The sequence below is a fragment of the Synechococcus sp. UW106 genome (genome assembly GCF_900474015.1).
Taxonomy (GTDB): Bacteria; Cyanobacteriota; Cyanobacteriia; order PCC-6307; family Cyanobiaceae; genus Parasynechococcus.
The window spans coordinates 69,817-96,469 of sequence record NZ_UCNV01000012.1 but is presented as its reverse complement, the minus strand read 5'-3'; the positions used below and the strand labels follow the sequence as shown (position 1 = coordinate 96,469).

At 56.1% G+C, this 26,653-nt stretch carries 35 protein-coding genes and 1 tRNA gene; 19 read left to right on the top strand and 17 right to left on the bottom strand.

The window, feature by feature from the left end:
* Positions 1-124 precede the first annotated feature (124 nt).
* Positions 125-286 (top strand): hypothetical protein, encoded by a 162-nt coding sequence (locus tag DXY30_RS14225; RefSeq protein WP_206749532.1) that lies wholly within the window; start codon positions 125-127, stop codon positions 284-286.
* A 912-nt stretch (positions 287-1,198) separates the two neighbouring features.
* Here the strand turns inward: DXY30_RS14225 and DXY30_RS12870 are convergent.
* The 4 genes from DXY30_RS12870 to pdeM all read right to left on the bottom strand — a co-directional run bounded on the left by DXY30_RS12870 (position 1,199) and on the right by pdeM (position 4,117).
* Positions 1,199-1,432 (bottom strand): hypothetical protein, encoded by a 234-nt coding sequence (locus tag DXY30_RS12870; protein WP_170951262.1) that lies wholly within the window; start codon positions 1,430-1,432, stop codon positions 1,199-1,201.
* Positions 1,425-1,994 carry a 4'-phosphopantetheinyl transferase superfamily protein gene (locus DXY30_RS12865; protein ID WP_115095300.1) on the bottom strand — a complete coding sequence of 190 codons (570 nt, stop codon included), beginning with the start codon at positions 1,992-1,994 and terminating at the stop codon, positions 1,425-1,427. Before DXY30_RS12865 ends, DXY30_RS12870 begins: the two co-directional genes overlap by 8 nt.
* Before the next feature lie 3 nt (positions 1,995-1,997).
* Positions 1,998-3,371 (bottom strand): hypothetical protein, encoded by a 1,374-nt coding sequence (locus DXY30_RS12860; protein ID WP_244281417.1) that lies wholly within the window; start codon positions 3,369-3,371, stop codon positions 1,998-2,000.
* A gap of 71 nt (positions 3,372-3,442) precedes the next feature.
* On the bottom strand, positions 3,443-4,117 hold the full coding sequence (pdeM, locus tag DXY30_RS12855; protein WP_115095298.1) for a ligase-associated DNA damage response endonuclease PdeM: 675 nt from the start codon (positions 4,115-4,117) through the stop codon (positions 3,443-3,445).
* A 356-nt stretch (positions 4,118-4,473) separates the two neighbouring features.
* Here pdeM and DXY30_RS12845 point away from each other — a divergent pair, with 356 nt between their 5' ends.
* Positions 4,474-5,547, top strand: coding sequence for a transporter substrate-binding domain-containing protein (locus DXY30_RS12845; protein WP_115095297.1), 1,074 nt, complete (start codon positions 4,474-4,476; stop codon positions 5,545-5,547).
* A gap of 8 nt (positions 5,548-5,555) precedes the next feature.
* Here DXY30_RS12845 and DXY30_RS12840 read toward each other — a convergent pair whose 3' ends face one another.
* Positions 5,556-5,792, bottom strand: coding sequence for a CopG family transcriptional regulator (locus DXY30_RS12840; protein ID WP_115025268.1), 237 nt, complete (start codon positions 5,790-5,792; stop codon positions 5,556-5,558).
* Between the two features lie 84 nt (positions 5,793-5,876).
* On the opposite strand from DXY30_RS12840, the gene DXY30_RS12835 reads away from it, so the two are divergent.
* Positions 5,877-6,479 (top strand): PCC domain-containing protein, encoded by a 603-nt coding sequence (locus DXY30_RS12835; protein ID WP_115095296.1) that lies wholly within the window; start codon positions 5,877-5,879, stop codon positions 6,477-6,479.
* The gene (locus DXY30_RS12830) at positions 6,457-6,711 is read left to right on the top strand and encodes a DUF6737 family protein (protein WP_115095295.1); all 255 of its coding nucleotides are present in this window, start codon (positions 6,457-6,459) and stop codon (positions 6,709-6,711) included. Before DXY30_RS12835 ends, DXY30_RS12830 begins: the two co-directional genes overlap by 23 nt.
* A gap of 204 nt (positions 6,712-6,915) precedes the next feature.
* On the opposite strand, the gene DXY30_RS12820 is transcribed toward DXY30_RS12830, so the two are convergent.
* Entirely contained in the window at positions 6,916-7,116 is a 201-nt protein-coding gene (locus DXY30_RS12820) for a hypothetical protein (protein ID WP_115095294.1), read from the bottom strand.
* Positions 7,117-7,159: 43 nt separating this feature from the next.
* Positions 7,160-8,695 (bottom strand): NAD(P)/FAD-dependent oxidoreductase, encoded by a 1,536-nt coding sequence (locus DXY30_RS12815; RefSeq protein ID WP_115095293.1) that lies wholly within the window; start codon positions 8,693-8,695, stop codon positions 7,160-7,162.
* A gap of 44 nt (positions 8,696-8,739) precedes the next feature.
* Here DXY30_RS12815 and DXY30_RS12810 point away from each other — a divergent pair, with 44 nt between their 5' ends.
* Positions 8,740-9,279 carry a rhomboid family intramembrane serine protease gene (locus DXY30_RS12810; RefSeq protein ID WP_115095354.1) on the top strand — a complete coding sequence of 180 codons (540 nt, stop codon included), beginning with the start codon at positions 8,740-8,742 and terminating at the stop codon, positions 9,277-9,279.
* A gap of 2 nt (positions 9,280-9,281) precedes the next feature.
* On the opposite strand, the gene DXY30_RS12805 is transcribed toward DXY30_RS12810, so the two are convergent.
* Positions 9,282-10,013 (bottom strand): AhpC/TSA family protein, encoded by a 732-nt coding sequence (locus tag DXY30_RS12805; RefSeq protein ID WP_115095292.1) that lies wholly within the window; start codon positions 10,011-10,013, stop codon positions 9,282-9,284.
* Positions 9,988-10,293, bottom strand: coding sequence for a hypothetical protein (locus DXY30_RS12800; RefSeq protein WP_115095291.1), 306 nt, complete (start codon positions 10,291-10,293; stop codon positions 9,988-9,990). The genes DXY30_RS12805 and DXY30_RS12800 overlap by 26 nt, the downstream gene beginning before the upstream one ends.
* Positions 10,294-10,410: 117 nt before the next feature.
* Between DXY30_RS12800 and DXY30_RS12795 the strand changes: the two genes are divergently transcribed.
* Positions 10,411-10,620 carry a DUF1651 domain-containing protein gene (locus tag DXY30_RS12795; RefSeq protein WP_371638811.1) on the top strand — a complete coding sequence of 70 codons (210 nt, stop codon included), beginning with the start codon at positions 10,411-10,413 and terminating at the stop codon, positions 10,618-10,620.
* A 56-nt stretch (positions 10,621-10,676) separates the two neighbouring features.
* Here DXY30_RS12795 and DXY30_RS12790 read toward each other — a convergent pair whose 3' ends face one another.
* A complete protein-coding gene (locus tag DXY30_RS12790) occupies positions 10,677-11,243 on the bottom strand; it encodes an ATP-dependent Clp protease adaptor ClpS (protein WP_137006878.1) in 567 nt (188 codons plus the stop codon).
* A 145-nt stretch (positions 11,244-11,388) separates the two neighbouring features.
* On the opposite strand from DXY30_RS12790, the gene DXY30_RS12785 reads away from it, so the two are divergent.
* Together DXY30_RS12785 and DXY30_RS12780 are read left to right on the top strand one after the other, a co-directional pair.
* Positions 11,389-12,009: a GIY-YIG nuclease family protein gene (locus DXY30_RS12785; RefSeq protein WP_115095288.1), complete on the top strand. Its 621-nt coding sequence runs from the start codon at positions 11,389-11,391 to the stop codon at positions 12,007-12,009.
* 24 nt (positions 12,010-12,033) lie between these two features.
* Positions 12,034-12,771, top strand: coding sequence for an HNH endonuclease (locus tag DXY30_RS12780; protein WP_115095287.1), 738 nt, complete (start codon positions 12,034-12,036; stop codon positions 12,769-12,771).
* 169 nt (positions 12,772-12,940) lie between these two features.
* Here DXY30_RS12780 and DXY30_RS12775 read toward each other — a convergent pair whose 3' ends face one another.
* Positions 12,941-13,333: a hypothetical protein gene (locus DXY30_RS12775; protein ID WP_137006876.1), complete on the bottom strand. Its 393-nt coding sequence runs from the start codon at positions 13,331-13,333 to the stop codon at positions 12,941-12,943.
* A 339-nt stretch (positions 13,334-13,672) separates the two neighbouring features.
* On the bottom strand, positions 13,673-13,969 hold the full coding sequence (locus DXY30_RS12770; protein ID WP_115095285.1) for a hypothetical protein: 297 nt from the start codon (positions 13,967-13,969) through the stop codon (positions 13,673-13,675).
* A 369-nt stretch (positions 13,970-14,338) separates the two neighbouring features.
* Between DXY30_RS12770 and DXY30_RS12765 the strand changes: the two genes are divergently transcribed.
* From DXY30_RS12765 to DXY30_RS14700, 4 genes are all read left to right on the top strand, one after another.
* Entirely contained in the window at positions 14,339-14,926 is a 588-nt protein-coding gene (locus tag DXY30_RS12765) for a phycobilisome rod-core linker polypeptide (RefSeq protein ID WP_244281410.1), read from the top strand.
* Between the two features lie 24 nt (positions 14,927-14,950).
* Positions 14,951-15,253, top strand: coding sequence for a ferredoxin (locus tag DXY30_RS12760; RefSeq protein WP_115095283.1), 303 nt, complete (start codon positions 14,951-14,953; stop codon positions 15,251-15,253).
* Between the two features lie 606 nt (positions 15,254-15,859).
* Positions 15,860-16,231 (top strand): hypothetical protein, encoded by a 372-nt coding sequence (locus DXY30_RS12755; RefSeq protein ID WP_115095282.1) that lies wholly within the window; start codon positions 15,860-15,862, stop codon positions 16,229-16,231.
* A 214-nt stretch (positions 16,232-16,445) separates the two neighbouring features.
* A complete protein-coding gene (locus DXY30_RS14700; RefSeq protein ID WP_115095281.1) occupies positions 16,446-16,613 on the top strand; it encodes a DUF4278 domain-containing protein in 168 nt (55 codons plus the stop codon).
* A gap of 222 nt (positions 16,614-16,835) precedes the next feature.
* Here DXY30_RS14700 and DXY30_RS13710 read toward each other — a convergent pair whose 3' ends face one another.
* Positions 16,836-17,018, bottom strand: coding sequence for a hypothetical protein (locus DXY30_RS13710; protein ID WP_137006874.1), 183 nt, complete (start codon positions 17,016-17,018; stop codon positions 16,836-16,838).
* Here DXY30_RS13710 and DXY30_RS12745 point away from each other — a divergent pair.
* Genes DXY30_RS12745 through DXY30_RS12735 form a run of 3 tightly spaced genes read left to right on the top strand, consistent with a single transcriptional unit; the run spans position 17,017 to position 17,763 of the window.
* Positions 17,017-17,235: a hypothetical protein gene (locus tag DXY30_RS12745; protein WP_115095280.1), complete on the top strand. Its 219-nt coding sequence runs from the start codon at positions 17,017-17,019 to the stop codon at positions 17,233-17,235. The two genes, DXY30_RS13710 and DXY30_RS12745, sit on opposite strands and share 2 nt — an antisense overlap.
* An 8-nt stretch (positions 17,236-17,243) precedes the next feature.
* A complete protein-coding gene (locus DXY30_RS12740; RefSeq protein WP_115095279.1) occupies positions 17,244-17,513 on the top strand; it encodes a hypothetical protein in 270 nt (89 codons plus the stop codon).
* A gap of 40 nt (positions 17,514-17,553) precedes the next feature.
* On the top strand, positions 17,554-17,763 hold the full coding sequence (locus DXY30_RS12735; protein ID WP_115095278.1) for a TFIIB-type zinc finger domain-containing protein: 210 nt from the start codon (positions 17,554-17,556) through the stop codon (positions 17,761-17,763).
* Here the strand turns inward: DXY30_RS12735 and pepN are convergent.
* From pepN to DXY30_RS12720, 3 genes are all read right to left on the bottom strand, one after another.
* Positions 17,753-20,356 (bottom strand): aminopeptidase N, encoded by a 2,604-nt coding sequence (gene pepN, locus DXY30_RS12730; RefSeq protein ID WP_115095277.1) that lies wholly within the window; start codon positions 20,354-20,356, stop codon positions 17,753-17,755. The genes DXY30_RS12735 and pepN overlap by 11 nt on opposite strands.
* Before the next feature lie 189 nt (positions 20,357-20,545).
* Positions 20,546-20,956, bottom strand: a complete 411-nt coding sequence (locus DXY30_RS12725) for a cAMP phosphodiesterase (protein ID WP_115095276.1) — start codon at positions 20,954-20,956, stop codon at positions 20,546-20,548.
* Positions 20,957-21,061: 105 nt separating this feature from the next.
* On the bottom strand, positions 21,062-21,649 hold the full coding sequence (locus DXY30_RS12720; protein ID WP_115095275.1) for a hypothetical protein: 588 nt from the start codon (positions 21,647-21,649) through the stop codon (positions 21,062-21,064).
* A gap of 107 nt (positions 21,650-21,756) precedes the next feature.
* Here DXY30_RS12720 and DXY30_RS12715 point away from each other — a divergent pair, with 107 nt between their 5' ends.
* Complete coding sequence (locus DXY30_RS12715; RefSeq protein WP_115025285.1) at positions 21,757-22,908, top strand: histidine kinase; 1,152 nt, start codon at positions 21,757-21,759, stop codon at positions 22,906-22,908.
* Positions 22,909-22,955: 47 nt separating this feature from the next.
* A tRNA-Glu gene (locus tag DXY30_RS12710) sits at positions 22,956-23,028 on the top strand.
* Between the two features lie 45 nt (positions 23,029-23,073).
* On the opposite strand, the gene DXY30_RS12705 is transcribed toward DXY30_RS12710, so the two are convergent.
* Positions 23,074-23,595 (bottom strand): SRPBCC family protein, encoded by a 522-nt coding sequence (locus DXY30_RS12705; protein ID WP_115095274.1) that lies wholly within the window; start codon positions 23,593-23,595, stop codon positions 23,074-23,076.
* Between the two features lie 161 nt (positions 23,596-23,756).
* On the opposite strand from DXY30_RS12705, the gene DXY30_RS12700 reads away from it, so the two are divergent.
* Complete coding sequence (locus tag DXY30_RS12700) at positions 23,757-24,947, top strand: FAD-binding oxidoreductase (RefSeq protein ID WP_115095273.1); 1,191 nt, start codon at positions 23,757-23,759, stop codon at positions 24,945-24,947.
* 154 nt (positions 24,948-25,101) lie between these two features.
* Positions 25,102-26,625, top strand: a complete 1,524-nt coding sequence (gene zwf, locus DXY30_RS12695) for a glucose-6-phosphate dehydrogenase (RefSeq protein ID WP_115095272.1) — start codon at positions 25,102-25,104, stop codon at positions 26,623-26,625.
* The last annotated feature ends 28 nt before the right edge of the window (positions 26,626-26,653 follow it).

Sequence of the window (26,653 nt, the reverse complement as noted above, 5' to 3'; positions counted from 1 at the left end):
TTTTGAATCAAATCGGTCGACAGTGGAGATGAGGTAGCTCATAGGTCTTCCTCATGCGTCGTGAGAAGGAGAGGCAGGGGTGGGACCTTGCCTTTTTACTGTCCACCTCTTGGCTTTTGACCAGATGACATTTCAGTGGCTAAAGGAAGCTCGCAGGATCGGCAAACGCCTTGCACCTGTTGACAAAGCAACCGACATCCAACGCAGCGACGAGACGCACGAAGTGATTTGCGGCATTGCCGGCTGTGTCATCAAGAGGAAAAAATTCAACCGCTTCTCCTCGTGAACTTCTAGACCACACATCACCGACACCGGCTGACAAAGCTTGCCCACGCGTACGAGATGGCACGTGCATGCCATCAACAATCACGCTGGGATCAAAATCTGCCCACAATCTGCCCACAAATCGAATCACCGGTTCAAAGGCCCCGATGCAGTTCAGAGGCGTGCCCTCAATAAGGGCGAAGTTTGTTTGAGCTCATTCCTGATGCACACACAGCCCATTAATACGACTTTCAGACGCCTGGGTGTTCGTGCAAAACGACTGCAAACTCTGACTCAGACAGGTCAGCAGGCTCATGATCCAGACTTTCCAAAGAGGAAGGGGCGTCTGGGAGGCGAAAAGCTTTCTCGAGGTCTGTCTTTGTGGCACCAAAGGGGTAGGTCATGAAAAAGAGGACCGCCCACGGCCCCCTAGGAACGACTAGACGACGCATCCCTGCGCCTCCGTTACATTAGTCAACATAGTTTTGTAACGAGAGCCATGGCTGTCAGTACCCAAGACCTGCTCGTCCTGTTCGGCAGCTTTGGAATGGCCCTCTTTGCCTTGAACATCTACAAGCTCACGAAGCCAGCCAAAGGCTGATGAGCCACAGGGGTTGCAACGCCAACAGAGACTTCACCTGCGCGGAAGGCTGACCTGATACATCGAATCCTCGGCAGGCTTCCATTGAACGAGATGGAGGCGATTAATTTGATTGCTCTCCAAACAATCCCAGATTGTGGGTCCAGAAAGTGTTGCCATCGACCAGACATCTCCCTGACTTTTCATCTGCTTGCGATTGCGATCTTTCCATTCAGTCCAAATAATTTGTGGATATGAGCCGACGTGCTCACTCAGAATCACTACCGTGAATTCCACCGAACCCGAACCAAAAATCGTCCAGAATTATAAGTTGTTGAACCTCATTTCTTAGCTTCAGGAAGCTGGTTTGCGCCAGATCCGCCAGACAAGCCAGCCGGTCACCCCGAGCCAAAGAAATGCCACGGCCGACAGGATGGGGACGACGATGAGATAGCTCCAAACTCCCAGGGCCATCCAAGCGAGAAGGGACGTGATCAACGCTTTCTGAAAATTGTTGGCCTCGGCGAGACGTTGCTGAAGTCGAGTTACCACGCTGCTTTCCGATGCTCCATCCCTTCCTCTAGCCACGGATGCACTCTGCGACAGCAACGCTGAAGCCCTCCTGCTTCAACAGGCTGAGCGAATAGCGCAAGCCATGCAGCCGTGCCGCAGCCCGGTCCGGCGCAATCCTCACGTTGGCAAGGCCTCCAGCGAGCCCCAGCCCCGCTGCCTTCAACACGGCTTCCTTCGCCGTCCAGGCCTGAATCAGCGTCCAATGCTGCAAACAGTCCGTTGCTTCAGCGGCAGAGGCAAACAGACGTTGCGTCAGGAGATCGGGCGCCACGCGCAAAGGCCGGTCCAGCACTTCCACATCAACACCAATCGGACCAGGTCCCAACACCCCGATGGTGAGTGACCTGGTGTTGGAAATGCTGTGGTGCAAGGGGTGATCACGCACCTGGGGCTTTCCGTAGATCGTGCGGCCGATGTCATCCACAGCAACGACGTGTCCTGCATCGGCGAACAGCCGGCAGGTGAGTGTGTCACTCAACGCCCGCTGCACGGCTCGCGTCGAGGGCTGGGGCAGACGCGCCACCAAGACCCGCCGTTGCGTGCCGGGAATGGGCCACCAGGACCACGCGGTTTCCAAAACTCAATCCTGCTCAACCGATAGGGGCACCGGCGGGAGGGGCGGCAGATCAGGTGGCAGCGGCGCCTCCTGAAGGAGATCAGAGGTCACTGCATACGCAGGCTCCGCCAGGAGAACCTCTGAGGGATTGGCCGTGGGCTCATCGAGGACGATCGGCGGCGGCAGATCGGGGGGTAACGGCGCGAAAGGCTGCGGCTCGATCCAACTGTCATCCGGATCGGGCTCGGCAGGTTCCAGCTCCCGAATCAAGGCAGGCTGCTCCCGCAAGACCAACGGATCCGCCGTGATGGGGGGTTCCCGCAAAGGAGCTCGATCCACATCGACCCCAGCGTCGCCGGCATCGGCAGGGGCCCCAGGCTTGATGGGGGTTGATGGTCCCCAAATCATCCTGGCCAAGGGTTCGACACCCTGTTCCATCACCCTGTTCAAGCCCGCCAGGGCACGATCAGCGAGATGGTTGCCGAAGGACGACACACAGTCGGCCGGGCCATTGCAGGCCTCGTCCATCACCAGTTTTGGCGTCAGACCAGCGATCAGGTTGCCCTGCAGAGGGATCTGGCGCGGGCTCAACCGCAGCATGTAGGGCACATGCACAAAGCTGGTGGCCCCACCACTGATCCAGTTCGCGTCCTCTTCGGTGAATCCTTTGACCCCAGGAATGATGAACCGACTCTTCGACGCATGATCCGGCATGTAAGCCGCGAGGTAGCCCCTGCGATGGGCCAGCTCCTTGCTCTGTTCGAGGGTCAGGCCGTCACGGCTCATCAACACTTCCATGCGACCGTCCTGCCGCAATCCCATCACCATGCGGATCCGCGGGAGGTAATAACGGATTCGCTGGCCCATGCTGATGCTGTAAGCCCCCTTGTAGCTCTCGGGTGGCGCCTCGAGGTCGTTGTAGAGACTGTGGAGGCCACCGATGAAGGTGTCGTAGGTCTGGCTGCGGGTATCGGTCAGCTCCCCATAGCCGAAATCAATGCTGCCGTCATGGCGGATGCCGACATAGGCACGCTGCCGTGAGGCCGTGCGGTTCCGCCCACGCCAGACCTTGCTACCGAATTTGAGATCGCCTAGAGGCACAGTGATTTCACGGCCAGCATTGTCCACATGGCGCTCGTACATGGGGCCTGAGACATAGGCCAGAGCAGCGCTGTCCTCGTAAGCGTCCTGTTCACGATCCCAGCCTTCCAGCAACCCGAACCGCACCCGCCTTGGATCAAGATCTAGGGCGTAGACCTCGTCGTCTGGGATGTAGCTGAAAGGCTCAGCATCCAACCGTCTCTGTTGAGCAGGGCTGACATCCCGTGCACCGCGATCGGAGCGCTCGGGAGCGACAGGCGCCAAAGCGATCAAGCCGCCGAAAACCACGAACGGCATCGCCAGCAGCAGCCATCTCTTGCGGAGCTGCCTGCTCCGCTTGAATCCGGTCCGCAACTCAGCAGGCTGAGTCACGCGATCCTTCGCTCTCGGTGGTGGGGGAGTTGTTCGAACCAAGGAATGATGGAGCCTTCAGCAACCAGCCATTGCCGGTAACGGTCGCCGCAGTCATGGCCTCCCGTCAACTGTCCGAAAGCGGGAATCACAAGACGCGGACCATCCGGATCAAAGGCGAAGCAGGGCAAACGCAACTGATCAGAACGGCTGCGAAGCCGGGTCATGGGATGCAAATGGCCACACACATTCAACAAACCTGGCTCCGGAACCCGTTCAGGGGCATGACTTAACCAGAGATTGCCAAGCCGCTGTGATGGCTGCTGGGGCATGCCTTCAATCCAGCTGCCGCAATCATGGTTCCCACCGATCAGCACAACCGGACAACCACAGAGATCAGGCAGTGCCAACAACGTGTCCCGCAGCGGAGCTGTGATGCCAATCCGGGCGTGCACCAGATCACCCAGAACAAACAATCGCTCAGGCAACCAGGCGTGACACAGGGCCAGCAGTGGATTCAGGGTTCCTTGATCACCGTCACTGGGCATGGGGACCCCATGGGCCTGGAACACCTCGGCTTTGCCGAGATGCAGATCGGCCACGAACAGCTCACGACCCTCAGCCCGCCATAACGCCCGCTGGGGCAAAAACGTCAGGGAGCTCTTGCCCCAGGACCACTCCAATGAGGTCATGAATGGTTCAGATGTCGGATCTGTAGCGCTGGCTGCATCTGATTCCCGACGTCGTGCCTCAAGCTTTGGAGACCTCCAGGAGACTCATTGTGGCGCGAAGCGAGGGTCCACACCAGCTCGCGATTTCAACTCTTCGAACACTCGAACAACGGTTAAGGGTTCTGGAAGAGGCGGGCCGTTACGAATGTGCTTATGCCCTGAGGATGGAAGTCGCCGACTGGATACTCGGAGCCAGAGATGCCAATCTGACTGCACCACTCCACCCCTAAGCCTTCGATGACCATTGCCCTGCTGATCGCGCTAGCGGGTTCCCTGGCTGCAATGGCAGTGATCGTGCGTCGGTTGGAACAGCGCTGATGCCAACCCTTCGACGCTGGTCCTTCGTACTAGCGCTCGCCTGCATCAGCAGCGCAGTTCCTGCGCAGGCCGAGCAGCTGAAGGTTGGGATCAGTGGCTCACCTCCTTTCGTGATCAAGGACGGAAGTCACTTCAGCGGCATCAGCCTCGAAATCTGGAGGCGCGTCGCCGAAGACAACAACATCAGCTACAAGCTGATTCAGCAACCGACGCCCAAAGCCGGCATTGAAGCGGTGGACGACGGAAACATCGACGTGCTCGTCGGCCCGATCAGCATCACCTCCCGCCGACTTGCCATCCCAGGGATTGACTTCACCCAGCCCTACTTCCTGAGCAAGGAGGGCATCCTTCTTCCCCTCAAAACGCCCTCAATTTTCAGTCGCGTTCAGGTGTTCTTCGGCTGGGCCGTGATCTCCTCGGTTTTGGTGCTGATCAGCGTGCTGTTGGTGGTTGGCAGCCTGATCTGGATGGCCGAGCGGCAGAAGAACAGTGAACAATTTCCCCGCGATTGGCTTCCCGGCATCAGCAGCGGCATGTGGTTTGCCCTGGTGACCTTGACGACGGTGGGCTATGGCGACAAAGCGCCCATAACGCGCACCGGCCGTGGCATCACGGGAGCCTGGATGGTGATCTCGCTGATTGCGGTGTCCTCCCTGACCGCCAGCCTCGCGTCGGCGTTCACGTTGTTTCTCTCAGGCGCCACCGAAACAGCGATCGACAGTCCTCAACAGCTCAGCAACCGACGGGTCGCCGTCGTTGAAGGCACCGATGGAATGGAATTAGCAGAAAACCGGGAGATGCGCGTTGTCCCAGCTCCCAACCTCGACAGCGCCGTTCAGTTGGTGATGTCACGCAAGGCCGATGCCTTGATCTTCGATCGACACTCCATCCGCTATCACCTCAAAAACAACCCGGATCTTGCGGTGCGCTTGGCACCATTCAACGTGTCGGACGAAACCTACGGATTCGTGCTCAAGCCAACGAGCCCGCTGCGGACGCCCATGGGTGTGTCGATTCTGAAGCTTCAACAAAGTGGAGAGGCGGAGAACATCGCCAACAAGTTTCTGGATTGATCCTTTGCTTAGCCCAGCGGACGATGACGACGCAGGGCCTCTTCCAGCAGATAGGCGGCCAAATTTCCACAACTGCGCCCCTCGGCGAGAGCATGCCGCTTGAGGTCATCCATCACCCCCCGAGGCAGGGTGACATTGATGCGCTCCGAACCAGCGGCATCCGCCACCGCAGCCGTGCTTGGGGCCATGGCCTGACCCTCGATCCGCTGCTGCAACTCCTGGACCAGGTCTTGAAGGAGGGACACGATAACGTGAATATATTCACTCAATATAAGCACAATATCGTGCAAAACAGGGTTGCGTAATGTTGAGCACCCTTTTGAGGCGCCATGCGTTCCCTGCCGCTGAAGCTTGCTCCCGGCAGTGATCTGCGCCTCAGCCTTGAAGAGCTGGCCCAGCGGGACGGCATCAGCGGCTTTGTTCTCGGCGTGGTCGGCAACCTCACCAAGGCGTCGTTTCAATGCCCCGGCCAGGCCGAACCCACGGTGCTGGAGGGCGACCTCGAAGTCATCACCCTCAATGGAACCTTCTCCCCTGAGGGCGTTCATCTGCACCTGAGCCTGTCGGATGGGGCCTGCCAGGTCTGGGGAGGCCACCTGGAGCCAGGGACCATCGTGCAGAAAGGCGTCGACCTGCTCGTTGGTGTGCTTGAACAACGCGAAGGCAGCCCTGCGCATCAATCCTCCACACCACGGCTGGAGATCGCCGTTCTTCCCGGATGCCCCTGGTGCAGCCGTGCCCTACGCATCCTGAGAACCCTGGACTTGCCGCACACCGTCACCACCGTCAACGACGACGCAGCCTTCCAGGCCGTGCAACAACGCAGTGGAATGACCACCTTCCCCCAGGTGTTCATCGACGGATCCGTGATTGGTGGCTACGACAACCTCGCAGCCATGCAAGCCGCCGGTGAACTCGACGCCCTCCGCTGAACCGCCGGAACAGCAACCCCCGGAGCAGCCGCCGTTCTGGTCTCTGAAACCCTGGTGGTGCCAGCCTTGGTCCATCGTCTCCACAGGGGTGCTGGTGGTTGGCGGGTCCTGGGGACTCCTGCATCGCCTATGGATCAGCCTTCCCCTGGCCGTGGGCGTGTTGGCCTGGTGGCTGCTGTTTCTGGTGCTCGTCCCCGCCGCCTACCGATCCGCTGCGGAACCGCAAGGATGACGTCTTCACCCTTTCGCTGCATCGACCAGCAGCTGTTCGCACGGGTTGCCGCAGAGGCTTTGTAGTTGCAGAAGATCAGTTCCACACCCTGGTGGCCCTAGACGCAGAAAGCGTGATTTTTGAACTGAAACAGGGGCCCTATTCACCCTCGCAGGACAAGGACGTCCTCAGCCGCTTCCCCCTAAGAGGGCACACCGCGCAGCATCACACCTGGCGTGACGCTGCGCGGGAACGCTGCTTCTCCTCGAGCAGTTCTGCCTCCAGCTGTTCAATCAAACGGCTGACCAACGCCTGGAATTCCGGTTGGCAGCCACGAAACGCCGCCTTGTGACGGATCGGCTCGTTGCGCATGCGCAGATCGGTCAGCATCAGCTGAAGCGAATCAATCCGAGCGTTGGAATTCATGGACTGAGAGGACGTTCCGAAGGGAGGTTATGACGCAGCTGTTTCAGAGCTCCAGCTCACGCAATAGAGCGTTCTGCGTCTCCCGACCAAGCACGGCATGGGCAGCCATGGCGCCACTCGCTGCGACGGGAGGGATTCCTATGCCGGGGAAGGTGCTGGCCCCACAAAGCCAGAGATTGGCGAGGGGCGTCGACACCCCAGGGAACAACCCTTCAGCGGCTGAAAGCGCAGGGCCATAACTGCCTTGATGCACATTGAGGAAATGGCTGTGGGTCAGCGGCGTTCCCTCCATGATCACCTCGCAGCGGTCGCGAATGTCGGGGATACGTCGTTCCAGCACGCGCCAGAACACAGCGCATCGCTCCTGCTTCCTCTGCTGATACGCCGCACTGTCGCGCTCCAGATCAGCCCAGAGCTCCCACGGCTCGCTGGCCGGGGTATAGCCATGCAGCACATGGCACCCAGCCGGTGCCATGGAAGGATCCAACACCGACGGGATGGACAACACCACGGCATTGCGTTCGGCGTCGATCCCACGCTCCCAGTCATCAACCCAGACGGTGTGGATCGGCAGATCCTCCAGCCCCGTGGCATCAAAGCCCAAATGCAGATGCAGAAAGCCATTGCAGGCCGGCGTCGCCTGGCGCTGACGCTGCCACTTCGGCGCGACGGAGTCTGGCAGCAGCGCAAGGGTGGACCAGATATCGGCATTGCAGATCACCTGCCGCGCCGTGATCGACGTCCCACCCGCCAGCGTCGCACCCACGACGCGATCCCCCTCCACCAGCAGCTGTTGCACTGCCACACCCGTGTGCAAGTTGCCGCCATGGGCCTTCAATCCACGCACCAAGGCCTCAACCACCGCAGCACTTCCACCAACGGGGTAGTCGAGATGGGCCTCCGGTTCGAACCATTCGCCGAACAGCGTGGCCATGGCCGCCGCATTGGTGTCTCCCATCGGCATGCCACTGATCAGGAAGGAGAGGAGATCCACCCAATGGCGCAGGAAGGGATCGGTGAGGTGACGATCCACCAGGGGGCCGAAGGAACCGGAGAGATGGCGCATTGCCGCGAGGTGCGGCAACAAGCGCCCTCCTCGCTTCAGCAGTTGCGCCATGCCATCCACCCCGGGGCGCAGGGCCAGCAGGGGCAGGGCATCGGCGGCGGCGGCAATCGGCCGAAGGAATTCGACAAAACGCCGCCATTCAGCGGCCACCTCGGGACCGCGCAAGCCGCGTACCACTGCCTCAAAATCGTCGTGCCCCACGGCGATGCGCAGATCACCTTCCGGCAACAGCACATCCCAGGTGCGATAGGGAATCACTTCGACGGTCTGCCCTAGCGCACGCAGCACCTGGGCCAATGGATTGCTGCTGGGCCAGCGCCCCAGACCACTCCAGAGGGACGGTCCAGATTCAAAGTGATAGCCCTGGCGTTGGAAGCCGTGGGCGGCACCACCGGGTTGGTGATGGGCTTCCAGCACCAGCACGTCGCGGCCAGCGCGGGCACAGAGGCCAGCGGCGCATAGTCCGCCGATGCCGCTGCCGATCACGAGGACGTCGACGTGGCTTCTGAGCATTCGTGCAGCACGAGCGTCATCATTGTGGTCATTGGCGCTGGACGATGCGCAGTCGACTGCTGCTTCCCCTGCTGATCCTGGCGGTGGCCTGGGGGCAGGAGCTGATCGACCAGCTGATCTTTGCGGGGCAGTGGAACCTGCCCATGGGCCCGGATCAACCCTGGTGGGGGATCGTCACCGCCCCATTCAGTCACGCTGGTTTTGGACATCTCATCTCCAACAGCCTGGCCTTTCTGCCCCTGAGCTGGCTGGTCCTCAGCAGGGGAATACGCGATTACCTGAGCGTCTGGCTGTCCGTGCTGGTGATCAACATTCCGATCGCCCTGTTCTGGCCCACACGGAGTCATGGACTCTCCGGTGTCGTCTATGGGCTCCTGGGCTACCTGCTGCTGATCGGCTGGCTTGAACGTCGCATCCTGTCCATCGTCCTGGGGCTTGTGGCGTTTTGGCTCTACGGCTCAGCCCTGATCGCCTTGATCCCCGGCGTTTCACCCGCCGGCGTGAGCTGGATCGGCCACAGCGCAGGCTTCATCGGCGGATTGGTGGCGGCCCTAGCGGTGTATCGCGAGCCCTCTGCCGATTGAGGTCAGGGGTGAGACAAGACAGCATCGAGAAACGCCAGGGGGCGATGCATGGTGGCGGAGTAACCCAGAAGACTTTGATCGCGATGGCTGTAAATCACGCTGTCGTCAGCATCAAGCAGCACCGTGGCACCGCGCTGGGTGATGTAGTCATCGCAAGGCACATAGGTGCGCCAGTGCCGGAGCACTTCGTTCATGTTGCGCAGACGCTTGGTCGCAAGCTCAAAAGGTCTCTGAAAGCCATCACCACCGGCCCGGCGGAACAGATCTCCACGAAAGCGCGGCAGAGGAAACGCCTCGATCCACTCCTCGTCATCGAAGATCTGGGCAGCTGAGCGATCACCGCTGTAACCACGCAGCACCTCACGCAGAGTGCCTGGGGACCCCACACCAGCACACATGAGCAGAAAACCAGGCCATGGCCCACCAGGCAGATGCAGCCCGGACTCCAAACCAAGAGAGTGATGCAACACCGGTGAAGAATCCACGATCAGCTGCAGCAGGGGAAACCCCGTGAAAGCAGCGAAGTGCTCAGCGCCAGCAGCATTGCCAATACCGAACAATTGCACCTTGACCCCGGCCGCCGCTAACTGAGGAAGCGTCGGCACCAACGCCTGGGCATATTCGATTGAGTCAAAGTCCCCAAGCTGTCCCATGACAACGACCAGGCGCTTAGAACCCGTTGCCATGTCAGGGTTTTCAGCAAGTCGTTCAAGCAGTGGCTGAACTGGAATCATTGCCATGTTGACAAAAAGGGCTGTTGTCAACGGCAGCGTGGCAAACATCGGCATCCAGCCGGGTGATGGCCAGCTCCACGTCCAGGCGATCCAGCACCATCGCCCCCATCAATCGTTTGCTCATTGAGGCCATGTGAGCCATCAGCAGGCGCAGGGTGATCGCCACCGTTTCAGGGTCGCCGGCCTGCATCTCCTCAAGCCACGACCCTTCCAGTCGTTCCAGATCTGCCAGCCCCTGCAGACACGTCAACTCGACGTCGGACGTGGTCGCCTCGGGCATCGGCGCTCAGTCGCAATCCTCCAGTTTGGCGGTGGTTCTAGTCAGACTCCACCCCATTCCGAATAAAGACCGCGCTACTAACCCCCGCCGGAAAAACCGGGCGGTGAGGGTTGGTTGGTGAGTCCTGAACAGCAGTTGCTTTGTCAGTTCAAACCCGACTCGGCAACGGTTCATGCCCAATGGGTTGCAGTGCGCACCTACAGCTGGGTGCCACCACGTCCACCAGTGCCGCAAACCCGCAGGCGGATGCTTCGACATAACGCCATCGACGCGTGGGACAAGATGCTCAAAACAGGCTGGCGGCGGTGCAGGCCGCCAGTGAGGTAACGGGCTAGTTACGGCATAGGCATATCACTTTTGAAGAGTAGAAACTGCTGAAATTTCTATGTGCTTTCTTCAACAGTTTCAATTCTGCTGCCAGTGCTTTTCAGTCTTTTGATTGATGACAACAGCAGGCTTCCCACAATGCCTTTCATCTTTTCGTCAGTTGTGGTGAATACGGTGGCTTCACCATTCTCATGGATCCTCCATGCGAGTTCAGACGCTTCCTTTTGATCCATCCAAGGCATTGCTAGCATTAACTTCTTGGCCATTTGCTCACAGTTCAAGTGATCGACTTTTGGAATTACAACGTCATACATTCTTCTTGATTTTCCCTCTTTAATTCGCTCCTCAAGGGTTGCAACTCTTTCTAAAGACTCCTCTCTTTCCTTGAGGTATTTGGATTGTCTTTCCTGGTGCTGCTCTATATGCGGATCGTCAGTGAGCCAATAAACCCCTTTGAATTTTTTCTCGGCTAACTCCTGAAAAGCCGTCATCTCCATGTGGATTGTTGCCTTGAACTCAACGTTTAGCTCTCCATCCGTGGCGGTCCTGACTGTTGTGACCATCTCGCGTCCGTTGAGGTCGTCCGGATGAAATGAAAAATGCCCAGGTGCAAGTCGTGCCATTGAGTGGGTGCAACTGGAATCACCATCCCCGTCTTGGCTCAACAGCACATCCCCAAGGTGAGGGATGAGGAAAACCGGCGTTGACTGCCTATTAGTCCATCAGTTGAGGGATGCGCTTTTGACTGCATAAAGGCAGCCTGTGAGCATGACTGAAGGCATCGTTTACGTCCTCACGAACCCGGCCATGCCAGGCATCGTGAAAATCGGGAAGACCACCCGTGGCATGGGTGCCCGCCTCAATGAGCTGTATTCGACTGGGGTACCGCTGCCGTTTGAGTGCGCCTATGCCACCAGGGTTGATGACGAAAGCAAGGTTGAGCGTGCGTTTCACCAGGCATTTGGCCCGTATCGCATCAATCCACGGCGGGAGTTCTTCGACATTGAGCCAGAACAGGCGATAGCGCTGTTGGAGTTAATGGCTCTGGAGGACATGACACCCGCGTTGCAGGAGGAAGCCAGTCAGGTTGATGTTGAAGCCAAGGCTGGCGCTGACAAGTTGAAGCGGTCACGCCGACCACCGTTGAATTACCTGGAGATGGGCATTCCAGTTGGAGCAACGCTGCTTTACGAGGGTGATGGTGAAACGGTTTGTACCGTTTCCGATGGCCGCAGAGTGGAATATCAAGGCCAGACCATGTCAATTTCAAAGCTGACTGCTGAGCTGCGTAACACTCCCGGAAGGCCTATCCGAGGACCAGGTCACTGGTCTTATAACGGTCGCCTTCTCGATGATTTATACGAAGAGACATACGGCCAGATTGATTGATTTGTTTGTGAAGTCCTAACCGCAATGACGTCTCTACAAAATCTTGATACCAAGCAGCAGTTTTATGAATGGATGCTTGCTGAAGGCAGCTTGGCTGAAAAGAGCTGTAAGTCTTACTGCGGTGCGATTTCTACTATTTCACGATGGGCGGAAGAAGAGGACGTTTTGACTGGTTCTATTTATGACGTTGTTGATTTATCGACTTATATAGAAGTAAAAGAGCTGGCGTCTGGGACTAATGAATTTGTGGTTCGTAATGTTAGGAGCAGAAAGATGTTTAGCTGTGCCCTTGATTGGTATGAAAGATTTTTGAGGCAAAACAGTGTTCTGACGAAAATCGTCCAGGAAAAGGAAGTCGTATTGACTACGTCTTCGCTTGCATTGCGGGGGTCGAGGGTTGGGCAGGGTGTTTTTCGCCGTCAGCTCAACGAGTACTGGGAAAACAAATGCTCTGTTACTGGCTACCTGGACGCCGCCGATGAAAGTATCTTGATTGGTTCCCACATCAAGCCATGGGCAGAAAGATCGAATAACGAAAGGCTTGACCCTTTTAACGGGCTACTGCTGACCCCCAACTTGGACAAGTTGTTTGATAAGGGCTACGTATCCTTTGCGGGTGATGGGTCAATCATGATTTCAGGTTCTCTGGAATCGCCAGGCGTTTTAGGTGTGCGTTCGGATATGGCTATCAGTAGGCTCAAACTCGATGGGCGTCATCGGGCGTATTTGGATTATCACCGCACTGAATTGTTCAAGGGTTGAACCTTTGTAGGGATAAGCGGCGGGCTGCAATGTCCCAGATAGACCCCCTAATTGTAGTTGGCGCTTAATGCCAATTTTCCAGAAAAAACACCGCCATTGCTGACGGGGTGGTGTGTGTGAGGTTTTTATCGGGAGAACGAGTAAAATCTACGCCAAAGGCAAGAAGCCATCAAATAAGTCCAAGACTAGCGAATAGGCCTTTGCTCAGAATCATTAACAGGCAAATTGAGGTTCCAGCCACCAAACTAAAATTAACCAATTGGAAAATTACCGGGCTTTGCAGCGATTCCAACTGTGCCGTCGGCTTTTGATCTTGACGAGATCCCTCCCAATAGGCGAAGACCAAACCCTTCTTGGCCACAAGCTTGTCACGAGTATTTAGCGAGCCGTAGCCAAACTCACTAATCATTTGCGATTGCTGCTTAATTTTTTTGCTCTCGGCCATAAAAACAGACTGTATCCAATTACTATGCGCGCGAATACCAATAGCAATCCAAAAGATTACTGGAATGCATACAAGGAGGTTCAGATAGTCCATTGGAGTAAAAGCATATTCTGTCAATTGATTTCTTGAGCGGCTATTACTTTGATCGCAGTCGCGCTAATATATCTTCCATTCCTGTGATGATTTTTGGCAAATATGGGCAAGAATGGATGCAATATGCACATAAATTTGCTACTCAGAAAGGGCAACCTGGTTAACCTTATACGAATCATTCGGAAAAACGCCCCTAAAGCACCACATAAAAACCAAACTCAACTGGCTTTGATTGATTATTACTTACTGCTTACTCACAGGCCATTTAATTACCGGGTAGCAATTTCATTGCCAACCACGGCATTTGGCCTGGTATTGAAGCTTCTAAAGTAATTTCAGGCTTCTTTTACTTAAAATGAAAGCCTATTTCTTTGTTGCAGCTGACTGATCGGCCAAAGCAGATTGCTCTTTCACAGTTGCGGACGGCTTCTTTTGGCCCTCTGAAGTCTCGCTCTTTGTTGCAGATGATTTTTTCTCAGATACAGATTTTTCTTGTTTGACCGCTGTTTTCTGCTTGACTGCTGGCTTCTTTTTTGGTTTCAAATTGCTTGTATCCAGAGCACTTTCACCAAATGATTTATAACCCAGCAAGACCAGTCCGCCGACCACAGGGATCGAAGCAATACCACCCATGGCAATTTCAAATCCACTAAGAGCCACGTTTCATTTAAGCAAATACACTTGCAATACTGCACGATAAAAGCATTTCAGGATTTCAAAACGCACTATGCGCAAGTATCAAATGGTCAAAGTTTCGACTCTTTTTTGCCTGTCAAATGCTTTGATCCTTCGCTTTGCTGTCACTTATTGTCTTGCCTCTGATTTTTTTGATGTTAATTCTTACATTAAAGCTTTTCGTGTTAATTGGCATCCCTTTCTTCCAGGGCTCGTTTAGGATTCAATCCATCAAGCCAGAACTCCCGAGTTGACGCTATTTCAGGTCTCATACCTCAGCGTCGATCAGATCTAACATCAGAATTAGCCTCTGAAATAATCGGAAAGTGCTATCGCCAGATTTTCTTTCATGCGATGTCGTTTGATCGCGATCCTTTTCTGGAATCGCAATTTAAGTCTGGCAGTATCACAGTAAGGGATTTCGTAAGGGGCTTGCTCCTCTCAGAGCGTTTTTATAATGGATATGTTGCATGCAACAGCAATGAACGAATAGTCGAGCAGGTTGTAGGGCGGGTTTTGGGCCGTCCTGTTTATGGGTCAGATGAAAAGAGGTCTTGGTCTATTGTTATTGCTGAGCAAGGATTTTCAGGATTTGTTGATGCTGTTCTTGCCTCTCCTGAGTATTTTGAGAGATTTGGCAATGATGAGATACCTGAACAAGTTAATCGAACCTTGCCAGGCCGTTCTCAGGGTGAGATGCCCATCTATCAGCGCCTGCCTCGCTACGGAGAGAGTTGGCGCGAGCGCTTGATTCGTGATGGGTTGATGTTGTCTATAGATGCTTTCAATAAAATCAGTCGTCCAATGACGGTATCCCGTCTGATTTACGAAAAGCCAAAGGGTCGTCTTCTCAAGCTTTGGCTTCTTTTCTTAATTGTTGGTGGCGCTGGAAGCCTTTACTTAGTGCTTTTAATCTTCAGCCAAATGTTTACGATTCGCTGAAATTTTTATGGAAGCTTGATACAGATGTACACACAAAAAAGTCCGGTTGATGCAGCTTTTTTATCACATCCTGGGCAGCTTCGTACAGGATCCGAACCATCTTTAGGCGGAGAACTTCGCGACCAAGCAGTTTGGGTTGAGGAAGTTGACTGCATTGGCTGCCGTTATTGCGCACATGTAGCCTCCAATACTTTTGTAATGGTTCCAGAAACAGGTCGCTGTCGTGCGAATCGCCAAGACGGAGATTCAATGGATCGAATCCAGGAAGCGATTGACACCTGTCCTGTCGATTGCATTCATTGGGTCGATTTTGAAGAGCTCAACTAAAGAGCTGATGTTTATTTCAATGCTTGATGCTCCCGGGTCATACTGCCCGGAGCTGATCGGTAAAGGTTAGCTAGTGAGCCCTGAGCAACAGCTGGCTTTAAAACGGAAATGGGGAAATGATTCGGCCATATGCTCTCAGAAAGAACCCAAATGCTTAAAACAGGCTGGAAGAGTTGCTCACCACCGTTGAGAAACGCTGATCTGACTCCTCCCCTTCAAAAGAGGAGCCAGGCTGTGCATGCGGTGTCGGCGTGGGAAAGATCGCTGACACTCAGCGCCCAATGACCATGCAGGGGCCAATGGATGGAGGTGTGGATCCTCCAACAACACCATCACCCGGCTATGGGTTCAATGCTGTTCCGTTGAGGCGAAAGCAGCGACCATATGAGCCGCAGCAATGTTGTGGCTTAACTCGCCTTCAGTGAATCATGCTGGCCTGACTCCAAGACCTCTCATTGACAAGGAGTCAGAGCAGCGACCAGCGCCCGATGGCTTTCAGGTCATCCGGCTCAATCCAGATCTCTAGTCATCAGATTGGGCGGAAGGGTTCCATAAGACCTTGCCTTGCGCACGCCCTGAGAGAATCAAACCAAAGGGAGAAAGCAGGTGGGCAAAAAGTCTGGCTTCACCAGTGCAGAGATCGAGGAGATCAAGCGTCTGTATCTGAAGGAAGGTCGATCGATTCTCCAGATCCCCAAGATCCTTGGCAAAGGCAGTGAAAACTCAGTGCGCAACGCACTGCACAAGGCACGAATCAAAAATGCACACGAAGAACGTATCAAGCTTGATCGGTTCAAACCAGAGCAAATCTATGGAGAGATCACCCTCTTAAAACGACTCACAAAATCAAAAAAACTGAGATTTCACGCAAGATGCACATGTGGTTATGAATTTGATGTTGACCCTTTTCGGCTAACATTGCCAGAGCATCACAAAGACAGAATTTCTGCATGTCAACGGTGCAGCAAAGAGAAATAATCGCTAATACTTCGCGCCCTTCACGACAACTCAGACGACAGTCGATAACAAGCAATAGACGCTTTCCCCTGTCAGGCCAAGGCCAGACGACGGCGCCTGTATCAAGCCGAGGTCATTTTAACAATGGCTAAAGAATGAAGTATCCAGTGGAACCTTGCGGGCCTACAGCAACGATGTAGAACTTGAAAACATTTTATTCACTCCCTACTAAGCCATGGAACTCACCTTCTTGGGCAACAAATATGCAAAGTCAGAGAAAGCAACTATCAGGCCAACAATCCAACTCAAATACATGGGTAAATCCTATCGAGCTGATCAAGTCAATTCGGTTCGCAATTCCGTTGTTCTGACTTATCGCGGCGTCTCCTATTCCAAGGACTGAACAAGCTCAGGTTCCACCCCTGCCCTGTCGCCGCCGGCCTGAGCCCTAATGGGGCAGCAGAAACTACGGCAAGAAGATCAAGCATCAGCAAAGATGGTGTGATGAGATTTCTGATCACAGCTCTTGTCGCGTCATGGGCATTGGTCTTGCCGGTGCGGAGTGCGGAACCGATTCCCCTCGTGGTGGTTCCCTTTGACGCGGCATGGGGATCGCGACGTCTTCCTATCCAGCCAGCAGCGCTTCTGCCCCCACCGCCAGTCCCCAAAGTGAATCGGGACGCGGAATCCAAAAGTGAACCGAGACATCAGGGTCAGCGCTGGTGCCGTGGCCGTTGCTAATGCCACCACCGCTGTCGCACAAACGCGTTTTGTGTAAACCGAAGACATCACTTCTGACTCCCGTCATGCGACATACGGCTCTGTTGATGGCCACAATCCTTTGGGGCTCCACGGCTCTCGCAGGAGGGAATCGGGCCACAGCCCAGGGCCCCTCAGAGCAATTCGCCACCGCAGAGGCCATGCGCGTGGTCCCACAAGGGGCAACGATCACCGACACAACCTGCAAAAGCATTGATGTGGGATTTAGCAGCCGCTATCAGTGCACCATCACTTACAGCCCCTGAGCAGATCAATGAAAGGCTTGCTTGCTCTGTGTTGGGCCTTGCTGCTGCTTGGAGTACCGGCCACGGGACGCGCCGCATTCGATGAGTGCCAGCTGATGGATCAGGTGCTGAATCGCCTGGGCAACGCCATGGCAATCAATCGAGCGATCATCGCTGAAAGCAGTGACAGCAAGGCTGTTGCTGTTGCGAGCGAAGCTCTTGCCCAACAGAACGAGAGCTATCGACGCACAAAGCGCCAGCGCTCCAAAGCAGGCTGCGAAGGCTGGGAACGGGACTAACTGGTGCCAGGCAAGCTGGTGGAACGATGATTGAGAGACCTTGGCCGTCACCGTCTGCCAGAACTGCGGAAGCCGTCGGTTTCGTGCCGATCGATCCATGGCCGGACGGCTGGTCTGTCAGAACTGCGGTCTTGCGGCAGGGAGCCGTGCCACGCGCCCAACGCCTCTGAGCAGTCGGCGCAGCAACAGAAAGTTCTGGCTGGTCATCCTGCTGCTGGCGATCATCGTGCTCGTGGTGATCACGTCATGAGCAACTGAACAACCTCGGCCGTGTTTGCAGATAGGGGCTCTGATGCCAGCTGTTCGATGGCCTGACGCATCACCTTCTGACGGCCGGATCCGTAACTGTTGCAGCGGCTGAACACCTTGGCCATCCGTGAAGCTGTGATCGGATTCCGGGAATCAACCGCTGCGATTTGCTCAGCCATGAACCGATAGCCACTGCCATCGGCGGCATGAAATGCCTGCACATTGGCCGTGAATCCGCCCAGGACGGCGCGCAAGGAATTAGGAGCGAGCGGATCGAAGCGTGGGTGCTCCAAAAGCTGCTGAACCCGCTCCAGAGCATTCGACCTGGGGGCTGACGCTTCCATCGCAAACCAAGCGTCAAGGATCACGGGTTTGTCCTTCCAACGGTCGTAAAACAAGGCCAGCGCCTGCTCACGCTCAGCACTGTCGAGCGGAAGCAACGCGCGCAGTGCTCCCCGCGCGAGGGTCATCGAAGGCCCGGAGACCGCCGCCAGTGCCTCAGCCTGAACCATTGCGTCCCCAGCAGCTGCAAGCCAGCGCCAAGCCAAAGCCGTCAGTGCACGGCCGCCCTGACCGGCTGGCCAAGCCATGGCCCAGTCAGCCCGCGTCAAGTCCAGGAGTCGTCGCAGGGACGACTGCAATCGAACACCCATCTCTTGGGTCCACTCCCGGAACGCCTGATCCAGCGAAAGGGGGTCCACTGGCGATTGCAATGCCTCCAGTTCCGCCATTCCTGGAAGTGAAAGCAGCGCCGCCAGGTCCATGCCATCACCACCGTCGTAAGCGGAGATCCTCTGATCCAGAGCCTCAATCAGAGCCTCCTCCACGGCACGTTTCGGCTGGTTTTCAGCCCGTGCCAGAAGCACCTGACGTGCCAAACGCTGAGCCGCATCCCAACGGCAGAAGGGGTCATCATCGGAAGACAACAGCTGCAAACACTCCTCCAGCGACTGGTCCAAACGCACATGGACCGGCGCCGAGAACCGCCTCAGCACTGATAGGGCAGGGGCGTTGTCACCGGGCTGGCCCTGCAGGGTGATGCTGGCTTGCTCACCCTCCATCACAAGCAGCTCTTCCTCACCAACACGGCCCTGATCTCCGACCAGCGCGATGGCGATCGGCAACACAAGCGGCAGTTTTTCAGCTTGTCCCGGCGTGGGGGGCGTCGTCTGGTGCAAGTCGACGGTCAACTGGCCAAGTGAGGAATTCCAGCGCCGGTCGATCCTGAGTTCCGGTGTTCCAGCCTGGTGATACCAGCGCTGAAACCGCTCCAGATCAAATCCCAGGGGTTCTCCCTGGCTGGTCGCCCCATCGGCGATCGCCTGGACAAAGTCCTCAGTTGTGGCGGCCGTGCCATCAAAACGTTCCACGTACACCTGCATTCCCTTCATGAAACGCTCAGGCCCAAGCAAGGTGCGCAGCATGCGGATCAATTCCGCGCCCTTTTCGTAAATGGTTGTTGTGTAGAAGTTATCGATCGCCTGGTATTCCGATGGCTTCACGGGATGCGCTGTGGGGCCTGCATCCTCCCGAAATTGGGTATTACGCAACATGGCAACATCCTCGATGCGCTTAACCGCTTCAGAATGCAAATCTGCAGTAAAACATTGATCACGAAAAACCGTTAGACCTTCTTTAAGTGAGAGCTGAAACCAATCCCTGCATGTAATGCGATTCCCACTCCAATTATGAAAATATTCGTGCGCAATGACGCTTTCGATTCGTTCGAGCTCGGCATCGGTTGCAGTCACCGCATCGGCGAGAACAAGCTTTGAATTGAAGATATTCAGACTCTTATTTTCCATTGCGCCCATGTTGAAGTGACGCACTGCAACGATGTTGTACTCATCAAGGTCGTATTCGAGGTTATAAACAGATTCATCCCATGCCATGGATCGCTTCAGCGACGCCATGGCATGGGCCGTGAAGGGTTCATCCCCCTCCTCAACATGCAATCTCAGGGTGACCTGCCGGCCCGACGTCGTTGTGTACTGATCACGAATCTCCCTCAGGTCTCCGGCCACCAGGGCGAACAGGTAAGAGGGCTTGGGGTAAGGATCGTCCCAGGTCACAGCATGACGATCAGCGCCAACGCGCTCGGTCTCTATTGCATTGCCATTGCTGAGCAGCACAGGACAACTGCTGCAGCTGGCCTCAATCCGCACCCTCCAACGACTGAGCACATCCGGACGATCAGGATGCAGGCTGATGCGTCGAAATCCTTCGGCCTCGCACTGAGTGCTTAGGAGACCACCGCTGGCATACAACCCCTCGAGAGAGCTGTTGGAGTAAGGATCCAAACGGCAGCAGGTCTCCAGCACAAAAGGCTGAGTCGGAACATCTGGGATGGTCAGAAGTCCGTCAGCGAAGCTGTAATCCTTAGGCTTCAAAGGCGTCTGGTCGATCGCGAGGGATTCGATGTCCAGATCGACGCCGCACAACACGAGGGGCTCACTGGAATGACGCGGTTGAAGGCTGAGCCTGGAGTTAACAACGACATGGTCGCTCTGGATATTCACATCAAGAGCGATGTCGGGAAGATCAAAGGCCCATGGCGTGTAGTCCGCTAAACGAATCGAAGCAGCTGCAGTCATGGGCTAACGACACAAGGACACAACAATCCTGACGGACAGAACCCACAACTGAGGCTCTTAAACCAAAAGCTGAGCCTTTAAGCCACGAATGATAGAACTAAATATTATCGACTAATCCAAAGATCGGAATCTTTCATAGCCAAGCAAATCGAGATATTTGTCACTTCAAGAACGGGAGAGAAGCTCTTCCTATTTCTTGGCGGGCTTCAAGGACGCGGCTGCTTTCTCAAAGCGTGCTTTCTCTGCGGCAGGAACTGATTTAGGACAGAACTTCAAAGCGCCGCCTACGACCATAAAGCCAGCATTATTAAGGAACTGCTTCTCAGGCAAAGGAGTCTTGGAGCCGGGGAGCAGACCGCCATGCTTGCCGTAGATCACATGCAACTGAGCGGCAAGAGCAACCGCAAGAGACTTGCTGAAATCGATCTTCTGGGCCCTCGCCTCACAGAAGGTGGCGATCGACATCACCCCATACGTATTGACTTCCATGGCCGTAGCAGGGGTGGGCTTGGCCTTTGACGCCTGAGCCTGAGCCGTGGCTGGAAACAGCAACGGAGCTGCCATCAACAGTGCAGCGGTGGCTAACGAACGACGAATCACCTTAGTTCTCGGACGGCTCACTTTTTTGCAACTTACCGCCCAAGCAAAGGCTTCACGAGGGTTGGGCGCGGTTGTTGAACTGGGACAACAGCAGAACGAATCCCTCTATTCGTCCTCGATCGGCGGCAGGGAATCGGAAAGTCGAATCTCGTGATGGTGCTCAACGATTGAGAGATCACCGTTCTCCCAGCTGTAAATGGCGCGATAGCGGTAGCGGTCCTGATCCACAAGCCGAATGTGCTCAAGGATGTCCCATTGCTGATAGTGGGATTCGAGGATGGTTTCGTGCTCATCCACTTGCCGGATCCTGGTTCTCACAGGGTCTCCAGTGAGATAACCACGACTTCGTTGGAGCTGATGGCCCCAGAGCGTGGCCTCCATCACCCCAGTGCGCTCAAACCAAGGCTTCCGTGCAAAAAATTCGTCGGAATGCTGGTCCTCCTGGTCGGACCACCAGCTAAATCGGTACCGACTCTCGCCGGCCTCGGGGTGGGCGAAGGCCTCCATCTTGAGGTTCATATCCAAATGCAGCACCTGGTCGTCACTGAAGGTGTATTGCCGTCTGGAACGCCAGACCCCCAAATTGCGGTTGAACCAGCGACGCAGGCTGCTGTCGACCTGAATCGTCGGCTGGACAGCCACTCCGCCGGGAGCGGTCAGAGGAACACGGTTTTGCGCGGAAAAAAGCGACATGGACCGCGTCGATGACGCCATGGAGTGTTCTCCATCGTCTTAGCTCTGATGGCGGTTCAGTCAAAAACCCATAAGGTAAGCATCGGTTTTTGTGGTCTTGAGTCCGCGTGGTGAAGGACGGTCCCAAGACCCATCAGCCGTTGAAGCTATTGCTGGTCGCAGCGCGACACCACCTGTCTGGCCAGGATCTTCGTTCCGTGGTGCAGTTTCTGGAACGGGAAGACCTGGGCTTCGAAGTCACCCTGCAGGTCGCTGATCCCTCGCACCAACCCGAACTTCTGGAACTGCATCGCCTTGTGGTGACGCCAGCCCTCATCAAACTTGCTCCAAACCCGAAACAGGTTTTTGCAGGAAGCAACATCCTTCAGCAACTCAAAGGGTGGGTGCCGCGCTGGAAACAGGATGGGGTGGTAAGCGGTCTCGGCCTCAGCCTCAGACCCACGGAACTTGATGGGAGTCGGACCCAAAAGGAACTCCAACTCGAGGATCAACTCTTGGTGCTGCGTCAAGAGAACGAGACGCTGATCGATCGCGTTCATGCCCAGGAACGCTTGTTGCGCATGGTGGCCCATGAACTGCGGACACCGCTCACCGCAGCGGCGTTAGCCCTGCAAAGCCAGCGCTTGGGACAGATCGACATGGATCGCTTTCAGGATGTGATCACCCGCCGCCTGCAGGAGATGGAGGCACTGTCAAAGGATTTGCTCGAAGTGGGAACCACCCGTTGGGAAACGCTTTTCAACCCGCAACGGCTCGACCTTGCCAGCGTTTCTGCCGAGGTCATTCTCGAGCTCGAAAAATTGTGGTTGGGCCGAAACGTCGAAATACAAACTGATATCCCCGCTGATCTTCCCAAGGTCTTTGCCGACCAACGCCGCATGCGTCAGGTGCTCCTGAATCTCCTGGAAAATGCCCTGAAGTACACCGGGGACGGAGGGCACATCTCGCTCACCATGCTGCACCGCACCAGCCAGCGAGTGGAGGTCAGTGTTTGTGACAGTGGTCCCGGTATTCCGGAAGCGGAACAACAGCGGATTTTTCTGGATCGGGTTCGTTTACCGCAAACCTCCGACCAAACCACCGGGTACGGCGTGGGTCTGGCGGTCTGCCGCCGCATCGTCGAAGTGCACGGCGGCAAGATCTGGGTTGTCTCAGACCCTGGAGAAGGAGCCTGCTTCACCTTCACGGTGCCGATCTGGCAAGGACAAGGTGTCGAATGGGGACAGGCTGTCTTGACGGAGGGTCCGACCAAGCCCTAGTGTTCACAAGTGATCAGGAGCACAGACTGCTCGCTCATCACGGCCTCGCCCCCATCGTCTAGAGGCCTAGGACACCTCCCTTTCACGGAGGCGACAGGGGTTCGAATCCCCTTGGGGGTATAGACAACATCGCGAATTCAATTCGCGATGAGTTGAGCAGCGACTTCAGCAGTTTCTTCGGTGCGCTTCCTGCACCACAGCGCTCAGATTGCTGGAAAGATCATCGCGCAGACGCTCTTCAATCAAACCAATCGGCATGCCTAGGCAGCCTTGAACTGTCAGCTCGTAGAGCAGTGAGCTGCCGTCTGGCCGTTGACGGATCTGCCACGAACCTTCGAACCGCCTGAAATCACCTTTCACCATGCGGAACTGCAGCAGTCCGTCCTGGCGATACTCCGTCAACTCCAACTGAACCTGGGCTGAGAACCGAAGCCCCAGAAGCTGCTGACTGCCCACCTGCTGAAGCCGTACCGTCTGGCCTTCGCGCTGGATCAGCTCACTGGAACTGAGGTTGGGGATAAACCGGGACAAATTCTCGTAATCCGTCAGCACATCCCAGAGGAGCTGAACAGGCATCGAAGATTTCAGTTCCGCAGCGAGACGACGCGCACCCTGGGGCAGCCGCTCCATGGTCTGCTCAATCGCAGTCGCTGAATCGCTGGAGGTTTGAAGCCCACGTCCAAACATTGTCTGGGGGAGAACCAAAAGAGGCGCCGAAGCGAGAGACCGAACTTGGGGATCTTAAGGAGGTCGCCTGAATCACATCGAATTCTGTTCCAAAGAGCAACCATTTTGTGTGAAATCGAAGGCCACGCCTATAGTCGCGCCACAAAAAGCAGGTAATTTCAATGCGGGTGTCCAATGCAGCAACAGAACATTGCAATGAGGTTCTGTTCACTGTTGTGGCAAGTGGTCCCCAGGTCGGCTCACAAGCGTCGGTGGTTCAGACCTACACCGTTGCTATGAACCAGTTTTCCGCACTTTTCAAGCGATTGGGGGCCAGCGGCGCCAAAATCGTTTCGGTGAATGGTGTGGAAGTAGAGCATTCAGCCGCTCCCGTTGCCGCCACCCCGGCACCTGCCCAAAAAACCGCCAAAAAACCCGCTAAGAAAGCCGTGACGTCAAGCGCCCCGAAGAAAAAGCCCCACGCCGACGTACCGGTCAACACATACAAACCCAAAACACCGTTCATGGGAACGGTGACCGAGAACTACTCCCTGCTTAAGGACGGTGCGATCGGTCGTGTTCAGCACATCACCTTTGATCTCGCGGGTGGTGATCCTCAGCTGAAGTACATCGAAGGCCAGAGCATCGGCATCATTCCCGAGGGTGAAGACGCCAAAGGAAAACCTCACAAGCTGCGGCTGTACTCCATCGCAAGCACACGCCACGGCGACAACCTCGAGGGCAACACCGTCTCCCTGTGCGTCCGCCAGCTCGAGTATAAGAACGATGCCGGCGAACAGATCTACGGGGTCTGCTCCACTTATCTCTGCGACATCGAACCCGGCACCAAGGTGAAAATCACTGGACCGGTTGGCAAGGAGATGCTCCTGCCTGACGATGAAGAGGCCAACGTGATCATGCTGGCGACGGGCACAGGCATCGCCCCGATGCGCACCTATCTCCGCCGCATGTTCGAGCCCCGCGAACAAGACACCAACGGGTGGAAGTTCCGCGGCAAAGCCTGGCTGTTCATGGGCGCGCCCAAAACAGCCAACCTTCTCTATGACGAGGATTTCCTCCACTACGAGAAGGAATACCCCGACAACTTCCGCTACACCAAGGCGATCAGTCGGGAAGAGCAGAACGCCAAGGGCGGCCGGATGTACATCCAGGACCGTGTTCTGGAGCACGCCGAAGAGATCTTCGCCATGATCGAAGATCCCAAGACCCACGTTTATATGTGTGGTCTGCGCGGCATGGAGCCGGGCATCGACGAAGCCATGACCGCCGCCGCGGCCGCCAAGGGTCTGGATTGGGCCGAACTCCGTCCTCAACTCAAGAAGGCCGACCGCTGGCATGTTGAAACCTATTGAGCGATCACCCGCTCATCGTTTCCGGTCCACCCTTAGGGGTGGACTTTTTTTTGGGGTTGGGAACAAACGCTGAAACCAACACGGAAACAAAGCAGCAAGTCCGTGTCTGTTGGCTGTTCCGTGCCTAAACCAGCGTCAGAAGCCTGGACGCTCCATGGTCGCCACGATGACGAACCCGCTACGGGTTGGACTGCGACAAGAGCGCGTGATCGCGCCGCAGTGTCTGGTGATTTTCGGAGCAAGCGGGGATCTGACCCACCGCAAACTTGTTCCAGCCCTTTTCGAGCTGTTCAAGCAACGGCGACTTCCCAGTGAGTTTGCCCTTCTGGGCTGTGCTCGACGGCCGTGGAGCGATGAGGACTTCCGCGGAAAAATGGCGGAAGCGCTCTCCAGCACCATCAAGGACGACCCGCAGGCCTGGGAGCAATTCGTCGGCAAACTCTTCTACGAGCCCGTCGACCTTCAACAACCTGAGGATGTTGTTCGGCTCAGCGGACGGCTCGAGCAGATCGATCAACAGTGCGCCACCCGCGGTAATCGCACGTTTTACCTCTCTGTGTCGCCCAAGTTTTACGGCAGTGGCTGCCGCTCACTCGCCGACGCAGGCCTGTTGAAAGATCCCAAACGCAGCCGGGTGGTGATCGAGAAACCATTTGGTCGTGACTACGGCAGTGCCCAGGCCCTCAACCGTGTGGTCCAGACCTGTGGGCAGGAGAACCAGATCTTTCGCATCGACCATTACCTGGGCAAAGAAACCGTCCAGAACATCATGGTTCTGCGCTTTGCCAACACGATCTTCGAGCCGATCTGGAACCGCAATTACATCTCCAGTGTTCAGATCACCGCAGCTGAAACCGTCGGGGTGGAGGAGCGCGCCGGGTACTACGAATCGGCAGGTGCCCTGAGGGACATGGTGCAGAACCACTTGACGCAGATGCTGGCGATCACCGCCATGGAACCTCCAGGTCGCTTTGATCCGGAAGCCATCCGCAACGAAAAAGCCAAGGTGCTCCAGTCCGCCCGCCTCGCTGACGAGCTCGAGCCCTGGAACTGCTGCATCCGCGGCCAGTACGGTCCCGGTGGTTCAGCGGAATCACCCCTGGCTGGTTACCGCCATGAACCCGGTGTGGATCCCAACAGCACCACCGAGACCTACGTGGCGATGAAACTGTTCATCGACAATTGGCGTTGGCAGGGCGTTCCGTTCTATGTGCGCACCGGCAAACGCCTGGCCAAGCGCATGAGTGAAGTGGTGCTCACCTTCCGCGAGGCGCCAGTGCATCTATTTGATGCTGCCACCGGAGGGCCCACCGCCAATCAACTAATCCTGCGCATCCAGCCGGATGAAGGTGCTGAATTCCGCTTCGAAGTGAAATCACCAGGGTCTGGGATGCGAAGTCGCCCCATCGACATGGAATTCTCCTATGACGAATCGTTCGGAGAACCCTCCGATGAAGGCTATGTGCGGCTCCTCGCTGACGCCATGCTCAGCGACCCCACCCTTTTCACCCGCAGCGATGAAGTGGAAGCCGCTTGGCGTCTCTACACCCCTCTGCTGGAGCTGATTGAAGACAGCCCCTGGCAGCTGCCAGTCCATCCCTACGAATCACGCACCTGGGGGCCTGCCGCAGCGGATGCCCTACTGGCGAAAGACGGACTGCTCTGGCGACGCCCATAGCTGCCCTGTTTCTCAGCTCTCCACGTCC

Bases quoted from the DNA above. Each gene is read 5' to 3' on its own strand.
- DXY30_RS14225 (WP_206749532.1), top strand. From the start codon at position 125: ATGACATTTCAGTGGCTAAAGGAAGCTCGCAGGATCGGCAAACGCCTT.
- DXY30_RS12860 (WP_244281417.1), bottom strand. From the start codon at position 3,371: ATGCCGTTCGTGGTTTTCGGCGGCTTGATCGCTTTGGCGCCTGTCGCT.
- pdeM (WP_115095298.1), bottom strand. From the start codon at position 4,117: ATGACCTCATTGGAGTGGTCCTGGGGCAAGAGCTCCCTGACGTTTTTG.
- DXY30_RS12845 (WP_115095297.1), top strand. From the start codon at position 4,474: ATGCCAACCCTTCGACGCTGGTCCTTCGTACTAGCGCTCGCCTGCATC.
- DXY30_RS12835 (WP_115095296.1), top strand. From the start codon at position 5,877: ATGCGTTCCCTGCCGCTGAAGCTTGCTCCCGGCAGTGATCTGCGCCTC.
- DXY30_RS12820 (WP_115095294.1), bottom strand. From the start codon at position 7,116: ATGAATTCCAACGCTCGGATTGATTCGCTTCAGCTGATGCTGACCGAT.
- DXY30_RS12815 (WP_115095293.1), bottom strand. From the start codon at position 8,695: ATGCTCAGAAGCCACGTCGACGTCCTCGTGATCGGCAGCGGCATCGGC.
- DXY30_RS12810 (WP_115095354.1), top strand. From the start codon at position 8,740: ATGCGCAGTCGACTGCTGCTTCCCCTGCTGATCCTGGCGGTGGCCTGG.
- DXY30_RS12805 (WP_115095292.1), bottom strand. From the start codon at position 10,013: ATGATTCCAGTTCAGCCACTGCTTGAACGACTTGCTGAAAACCCTGAC.
- DXY30_RS12800 (WP_115095291.1), bottom strand. From the start codon at position 10,293: ATGCCCGAGGCGACCACGTCCGACGTCGAGTTGACGTGTCTGCAGGGG.
- DXY30_RS12790 (WP_137006878.1), bottom strand. From the start codon at position 11,243: ATGGCACGACTTGCACCTGGGCATTTTTCATTTCATCCGGACGACCTC.
- DXY30_RS12785 (WP_115095288.1), top strand. From the start codon at position 11,389: ATGACTGAAGGCATCGTTTACGTCCTCACGAACCCGGCCATGCCAGGC.
- DXY30_RS12780 (WP_115095287.1), top strand. From the start codon at position 12,034: ATGACGTCTCTACAAAATCTTGATACCAAGCAGCAGTTTTATGAATGG.
- DXY30_RS12765 (WP_244281410.1), top strand. From the start codon at position 14,339: ATGTCGTTTGATCGCGATCCTTTTCTGGAATCGCAATTTAAGTCTGGC.
- DXY30_RS12760 (WP_115095283.1), top strand. From the start codon at position 14,951: ATGTACACACAAAAAAGTCCGGTTGATGCAGCTTTTTTATCACATCCT.
- DXY30_RS14700 (WP_115095281.1), top strand. From the start codon at position 16,446: ATGGAACTCACCTTCTTGGGCAACAAATATGCAAAGTCAGAGAAAGCA.
- DXY30_RS12745 (WP_115095280.1), top strand. From the start codon at position 17,017: ATGCGACATACGGCTCTGTTGATGGCCACAATCCTTTGGGGCTCCACG.
- DXY30_RS13710 (WP_137006874.1), bottom strand. From the start codon at position 17,018: ATGACGGGAGTCAGAAGTGATGTCTTCGGTTTACACAAAACGCGTTTG.
- DXY30_RS12740 (WP_115095279.1), top strand. From the start codon at position 17,244: ATGAAAGGCTTGCTTGCTCTGTGTTGGGCCTTGCTGCTGCTTGGAGTA.
- pepN (WP_115095277.1), bottom strand. From the start codon at position 20,356: ATGACTGCAGCTGCTTCGATTCGTTTAGCGGACTACACGCCATGGGCC.
- DXY30_RS12720 (WP_115095275.1), bottom strand. From the start codon at position 21,649: ATGTCGCTTTTTTCCGCGCAAAACCGTGTTCCTCTGACCGCTCCCGGC.
- DXY30_RS12705 (WP_115095274.1), bottom strand. From the start codon at position 23,595: ATGTTTGGACGTGGGCTTCAAACCTCCAGCGATTCAGCGACTGCGATT.
- DXY30_RS12700 (WP_115095273.1), top strand. From the start codon at position 23,757: ATGCGGGTGTCCAATGCAGCAACAGAACATTGCAATGAGGTTCTGTTC.
- zwf (WP_115095272.1), top strand. From the start codon at position 25,102: ATGGTCGCCACGATGACGAACCCGCTACGGGTTGGACTGCGACAAGAG.